At 70.3% G+C, this 6,237-nt stretch carries 5 protein-coding genes; 1 reads left to right on the top strand and 4 read right to left on the bottom strand.

Features of this window, described 5'->3' with window-relative positions; all coding sequences use genetic code 11:
• Positions 1 to 22: 22 nt before the first annotated feature.
• The 4 genes from ACFWEP_RS30025 to ACFWEP_RS30010 all read right to left on the bottom strand — a co-directional run bounded on the left by ACFWEP_RS30025 (position 23) and on the right by ACFWEP_RS30010 (position 5,154).
• Complete coding sequence (locus tag ACFWEP_RS30025) at positions 23 to 1,846, bottom strand: glycoside hydrolase family 2 protein (RefSeq protein ID WP_387374728.1); 1,824 nt, start codon at positions 1,844 to 1,846, stop codon at positions 23 to 25.
• A gap of 68 nt (positions 1,847 to 1,914) precedes the next feature.
• Complete coding sequence (locus ACFWEP_RS30020) at positions 1,915 to 2,823, bottom strand: carbohydrate ABC transporter permease (RefSeq protein ID WP_387374726.1); 909 nt, start codon at positions 2,821 to 2,823, stop codon at positions 1,915 to 1,917.
• A gap of 2 nt (positions 2,824 to 2,825) precedes the next feature.
• Entirely contained in the window at positions 2,826 to 3,758 is a 933-nt protein-coding gene (locus tag ACFWEP_RS30015) for a carbohydrate ABC transporter permease (protein WP_387374724.1), read from the bottom strand.
• Between the two features lie 22 nt (positions 3,759 to 3,780).
• Positions 3,781 to 5,154 (bottom strand): extracellular solute-binding protein, encoded by a 1,374-nt coding sequence (locus tag ACFWEP_RS30010; RefSeq protein WP_387374722.1) that lies wholly within the window; start codon positions 5,152 to 5,154, stop codon positions 3,781 to 3,783.
• Positions 5,155 to 5,424: 270 nt separating this feature from the next.
• Between ACFWEP_RS30010 and ACFWEP_RS30005 the strand changes: the two genes are divergently transcribed.
• Positions 5,425 to 6,237 (top strand): LacI family DNA-binding transcriptional regulator (locus tag ACFWEP_RS30005; protein WP_387374720.1); only part of this gene is annotated, 813 nt, incomplete at its 3' end.

The raw sequence follows: 6,237 nt of genomic DNA, 5'->3' as shown, positions 1-6,237 counted from the left end.
GGCACACGCTCGTCCGGGCCGGTCAGCCGGCGTCCGGCTCCTCGAAGGCGGCGGGCCGCAGCTGGGCTTCACGGACTCGGGAGACGTCGAGCTTGGTGCCGCGGTCGAAGCGGTAGACGCCGTTCTGTTCCTGGAACACGTCGGTCAACTGGGTGTAGCAGTAGCCGAACATGTCCGGGTCGTCCAGCAGGGCTCCGGTGAGGCCGGCGAAGCGTTCGTGGAACTCCTCCTCGGTGCGCACCCGGTCGCCGTAGCCCCAGGACACCGTGCGGTCCGCGCCGGACTGCCCGGCTGCGGCCTCGGGGTCCCACCAGATCCCGCCGAACTCGCTGACGAAGTAGGGCTGGCCCCGGTACGGCTGGGAGTAGTCGGCGCCGTTCTCGTAGGTGTTGACGAAGGGCTCGCCCTTCGCGAGTCCGGAGACGAGCTGCCGGAAGGCGGCGGGGTCCTGTTCGTAGGTGTGGGAGTCGTAGACGTCGGTCTCCAGGACCCGGTGGGAGTAGCCGGAGGCGTCGATCACGGGACGCGAGGTGTCCATGGCCTTGGTGGCGAGGAACATCGCCCGTGTCACGTCGTCGAGTGGGGTGATGCGGTCGTGGAGCTTCTGGTAGGTCTCGTTCAGCGGGCACCAGCCGACGATCGAGGGGTGGGAGTAGTCGCGTTCCACGGCTTCGAGCCATTGGGCGACGAAGGAGGCGTCGGGCCGCTGGTTGTCGCCGGAGGACCCGCCGACCTCGCATCCCCAGTCACCGAACTCGCCCCAGACGAGGTATCCGAGCCGGTCGGCGTGGTAGAGGAAGCGCTCCTCGAAGACCTTCTGGTGCAGCCGGGCCCCGTTGAAGCCGGCCTCCATCGCGAGCTCGATGTCGCGGACCAGGGCCTCGTCGGTGGGTGCGGTCATCAGACCGTCCGGGTACCAGCCCTGGTCGAGTACGAGGCGCTGGAAGCGCGGGCGGCCGTTGAGGAGTACGGCCTTGCCCCGGATCGCTACGGAGCGCAGACCGGCGTAGCTCTCGACGCTGTCGGCCACTTCGCCTTGGGCGTCGAGGAGTTCGATCCGCAGATCGTAGAGGAAGGGGTCCTCCGGGCTCCACTCGCGGCGCCGGTCCTCCGGGAGGGCGAGGTGCAGCCGGGGTGCGAGGTCGAGGTCGGCGCGCACCTCGGCCCGGCAGACCTCACCCGCCGCGTCGCTGACGACGGCGCGTACGCGGTGGCCGGGGCGGTTGGCCGACAGAGGCAGTTCGACGGAGAAGGCGGCGCCGGCCAGGTCGGGGGTGATGCGGGGTCGCCGCAGATGGGTCTCGGGAACCGGCTCGGCCCAGACCGTCTGCCAGATACCGGTGGTACGGGTGTAGTTGCAGTCGTGGTTGGCGTACTGGGTCGCCTGCTTGCCGCGGGCCTGCGGGCCGGACTTCGGGTCACGGGCTCGGACGGTGATCTCCACCTCCCTTCCTGCCGGGGCGAGTTCACCCAGGTCGGCGGTGAAGGGGGTGAAGCCGCCCCGGTGGCGCACCACTTCGGTGCCGTCCACCCAGACGGTGGTGTCGTGGTCGACGGCGCCGAAGTGCAACAGCACCCGGCGGCCCGCCCATTCGGCGGGCGGAGTGAACCGCCGCCGGTACCAGACGGCTTCCAGGAAGTCGGTGTCACCGACGCCGGAGAGCTCGGATTCGGGGGCGAAGGGTACGAGGATCTCGCCGGTGAGTTCGCGGCCGAGGAGTCCTCGTTCGAGGCCGCTGTCACCCTGGTCGGTCTCGAACTGCCAGGTCCCGTTGAGGTTGAGCCAGTCGCGGCGGACGAACTGCGGGCGCGGGTATTCGGGACGGGGGACGGAGGGGTGGTGCACGGGAACTCCAGTCGGAAGGTGGGGCGGGCCGGCGGGAGGCCGGCGCGCGGACAGGGACGTGGTGGGGTTCAGCCGCCGCCGAGGCCGGTGGTGGCCACGGAGTTGACGATGCGTCGCTGGAAGAGGAGGAACATCACGATCAGCGGGGCCGCCGACAGCAGGGCGGACGCCATGGACCCGGCGTACTGGATGCCGTAGGCGTCCTTGACGGTGGCGAGGCCGACCGGGAGCGTCATGAGGTCGGGGTCGTTGGTGACGACGAAGGGCCACATGAAGTTGTTCCAGGCGCCGATGAAGACGAAGATCGCGACGGCGGAGACGATCGGGCGGGACAGCGGAAGGACGATCGACCGGAACACCCGGAGTTCGGAGGCGCCGTCGATGCGGGCGGCGTCCTCCAGTTCGCGGGGTATGCCGTCGAAGAAGCGCTTGAGGATGAAGACCATCATGGGAGCCACGACCTGCGGCAGGATGACCGCCGCATAGGTGTCGACCAGGTGGAACATCGTCATCTGCTCGAAGAGCGGGACGATGAGCAACTGCGGCGGGACCATGATCGCGGCCACCGTGACGGCGAGCAGGGTGCGCTTGCCGCGGAAGGTTCCGCGGGAGAACCCGTACGCGGCCAGCGTGGAGACGGCCACGGTGAGGATGGTGACCAGGGCCGCGATCAGCACGCTGTTGAAGGCCCAGGTCGACACGTTGCCGCGGTCCAGGATGCGCCGGTAGGCATCGAGCGTGAAGGCTCCCTTGAACGGCGACAGGCCCGACTTCATCACGTCCTGCTCGCTCTGCAGCGAGGTGGCGACCGCCCAGAGGAAGGGCAGCAGCCAGACGACGGCGAGAACGGTCAGCGCCGTCCCGGCGAGAACGCGGGGCAGCCGCCCGTGGCCGAGCAGCAGGGGTGATCCCTGCTCCTCGCGGCGCGGTCGGCGCGGTCGGCGCGGTCGGCGTACGGGGGTGGAGACGGCGGACACGGTCAGCCCTCCTGACGGAAGAAGCGGAGCTGCACGACGGAGACGACGATGACGAGCGCGAAGAAGACGTAGCTGACCGCGGAGGCGTAGCCGAGCCGGTATCCGGTGAACCCGACGTCGTAGACGTATTCCAGGATCGGGCGGGTGGAGCCGTTGGGGCCGCCCTTGGTGAGGATGTAGATCTGGTCGAACACCTTCAGCGAGGCGAGCACTTGGAGCATGGCGACCATGACGGTGGTCTGCCTGAGCTGGGGCAGGGTGACGGACCACAGGCGCCGCCAGGCACCGGCTCCGTCGAGCGCGGCGGCCTCGTCGAAGGTGACGGGCAGGGACTGCAGGGCCGCGAGGTAGAGCAGGAAGTTGAAGCCCACCGTCCACCAGACGGTGAGGGCCGCCACGGACCACATCGCCACCGACTCGTCGGAGAGCCAGCCGACGGGCTCGAAGCCGAGGGAGGTCAGCAGCTGGTTGCCGAAGCCGATGTCGGGCTGGTAGAGCCAGGTCCAGATGAGCGTGACCACGGTGACGGGCAGCAGGTACGGGGCGAAGTAGGCCAGGCGCCAGACCCACTGGCCGACGAGCCCGCTGTGTACGAGCAGCGCCATGGCCAGGGCCATCAGGACGAGCGGCACGCAGGAGATGAGCGTGAAGAAGACGGTGTTGCCGAGGCTGCTCCAGACGTCCGGGTCGCCGAACGCCTCGGCGTAGTTGGCGAGTCCGACGAACTCGGGGTCGTGCAGGGTGAGAGAAGCGTCGGTGAGGCTCATCCAGAGGCCCTGGACGACGGGCCAGACGAGGAAGAGCCCGAAGAACACCAGGAACGGGAGGACGAACAGGCTTCCGCCGCCGGTGAGGGAGCGGCGGCGCCGGGGCGCGGGCGGGGTTTCGGCGAGGTCCGGTGGCGCCGTGGCTCCGGCGGGTGCGGTGGTGGTCACGATGCGGCTCCTTCGGCTGTCGTCAGGCGACCGGGTTGGGCTGGCGCAGCAGCGTGTCCGCTTCCCGGATCATCTGCCGTACCGCCTTCTCGGCGGAGGTGTTGCCCAGCAGCGCCGACTGGAGCGGCTGGCACATGCGGTTCTGGAAGTTGCCGCCCGCACCGGCGAACCAGTTCGGCGGGTCGAGTACGGCGATCTCGGCCGCGGCCGCGTAGGAGGACTGGGGGTCGAGCTCGGCGTACTCGGGGCGGTCCTGGACGGGCAGGTAGGCGGGGATGTGCCCGGCACTCGCCCAGGTCAGGCTCTGTTTGATGATCTCGGCGACGTACCGGTGGGCCTGGCGGCGCCGGGCGGGGTCGGGGTCGTCCTGGTGCGGCAGGACGAAGCTGTGCGAGTCGGCGTAGACGGCGGGCTCGTCGAAGACCTGCGGGAAGGGCGCGGCCCCGAGGTGCTTGATGCCGGACTTCCGGAAGGTGGGCAGCTCCCACTCCCCCGCCATGATCATGCCGCCGCGGCCGGCCATGAAGGCGGCCATCGCGCCGTTGTAGTCGAGGTTGTTCGGGTTGGTGCGGCCGTCGAAGAGCTGCTTCATGAAGGTCACCACCTTCACCGCCGCCTCGACGTCGATCTTGGGCGGCCCGCCGTCGGGCAGGGTGAAGGAGGCACCGGTCTGCGCGTAGAGCGCCGCGAACTGCCGCCAGCTCTGGGCGGTGTCGGTGACGTGCCCGAAGAGGATGCCGGAGTGCCCCGTGACCTCCACCAGCTTCTTCCCGGCGTCCAGCAGCGCTTCGGGCGAGCCCATCGGGGCGAGTTGCCCGGACGGGTCGAGCAGACCGGCCTTGCCGGCCGCGTCCTTGTCGTAGAAGACGATGAAGGGGTGGACGTCCAACGGGATCGCGTAGATCGTGCCCTCGTGCTGGGCGCGCTTCCACACGGCGGGGGCGAAGTCCTTCTCCGTCACACCGAACTCGGCCATCAGGTCCAGGTCGAAGGGGTCGAGCAGGCCGCCGGGCGCGTATCCGGCCAGGCGCGACAGGTGCATCACCGCCACGTCCGAGGCCCGGCCGCCGGCCGCCGACATGGCCAGTTTCGTGTAGTACGACGGGCCCCAGTCCAGGATCGTCCGGTCCACGCGGAACCCGTCGGTGCCGCGGGAGACCGCCGCGATCATCTCGTCCATGAGCATGCCGTCGCCGCCCTGGAACAGGTCCCACACCTTCAGAGCGGAGGGTCCGCCGGAAGCGCTGGGCGACGCGCAGCCGGCGAGGGAGCCCGCGGCCAGGAGCGCGGTCGCCCCGGCCGCCCCGTACCGGAACAGCCGGCGGCGCCCGACGCCGGGCGACTCGTCGGGACCGCAGGCACCAAGGGGCCTGCGGGCAAAGGGTACAGAGCTCATCACTGACCTTTCGTCGGCCGGACGACGTGCCCGGCCGAAGGCATGCGCCATCGGCACGGCAGCCGTCGGCCGCCCGCGCACATCGGGGTGATCCGCACCGGGTCCACCAGTGCGGTGCCCTGTTTTTACATCGATGTACATTGGCTGTAAAGGGTTGCGTCATCGACTGTGTTCGCCACTCGCCCTTCGCCGGGCACCTCCGGAGCCCGCCCGGGCCCGTCGGGAGGGCACCCATAGACTCAGGGCGTACCAAGGGCTGGGAGGTGGCCGATGGCACGGCCGAGGATCAAGGACGTCGCACGGCACGCGGGGGTGTCGGAGAAGACGGTGTCCAACGTGCTCAACGACTACGTCCATGTCTCCGAGCGGACCCGGCGGGTGGTGCAGGAGGCGATCGAGCACCTCGGCTACCGCATCAACCTCGCCGGACGTCATCTGCGCAGTGGGCGGACGGGCATCATCGCCCTGGTCGTGCCGGAGCTCGACGTGCCGTACTTCGCCGAACTGGCCCGGCACGTGGTCCGGGAGGCCGAGGCGCGCTCCTTGACCGTGCTGATCCACCAGTCCGGCGGGGACCGCGAGCGGGAGAGAGCGGCGCTGGCCGGCTTCGGCTCGACCTTCGTGGACGGCGTCATCCTCAGCCCACTGGCCCTGGCCCCGGAAGACCTGAGCGCCCACGCCGGACCGCCGCCGACCGTCCTGCTGGGCGAGTTGCTGACCGACGGCGCCGACCACGTGGCGATCGACAACGAGCGCGCGGCCCGCGAGGCCACCGGTCATCTGCTCGCCCTGGGACGCCGGCACATTCTCACCGTGGGCGGGCGGGACGACGGGGCGGTCGGCACCGCGCAGGCGCGTACGCGGGGTTTCCTCGCCGCGCTCGCCGCGGCCGGCATCGCCCCCGACCCGGCCTGCCTGCTGCCGGTGGACGCGTTCCACATGAGCGACGGGGCAACCGCGGTGCACGGGGTGCTGGCCGCCGGGGGCCGGCCGGACGCCCTTCTGTGCCTCAACGACCAGCTGGCGCTCGCCTTCTCCAGCGCGTCGAGGCCGTCGACGGCGACCTCGGTGCCGTACCCCTCG

The sequence above is a fragment of the Streptomyces sp. NPDC060198 genome (assembly GCF_042728415.1).
Lineage (GTDB): Bacteria > Actinomycetota > Actinomycetes > Streptomycetales > Streptomycetaceae > Streptomyces.
Note: the sequence above shows the minus strand (reverse complement) of the source record. Positions and strands in the feature narration are given on the sequence as shown.

Coding starts and splice junctions, on each gene's coding strand:
- ACFWEP_RS30010 (WP_387374722.1), bottom strand. CDS start 5,154: ATGAGCTCTGTACCCTTTGCCCGCAGGCCCCTTGGTGCCTGCGGTCCC.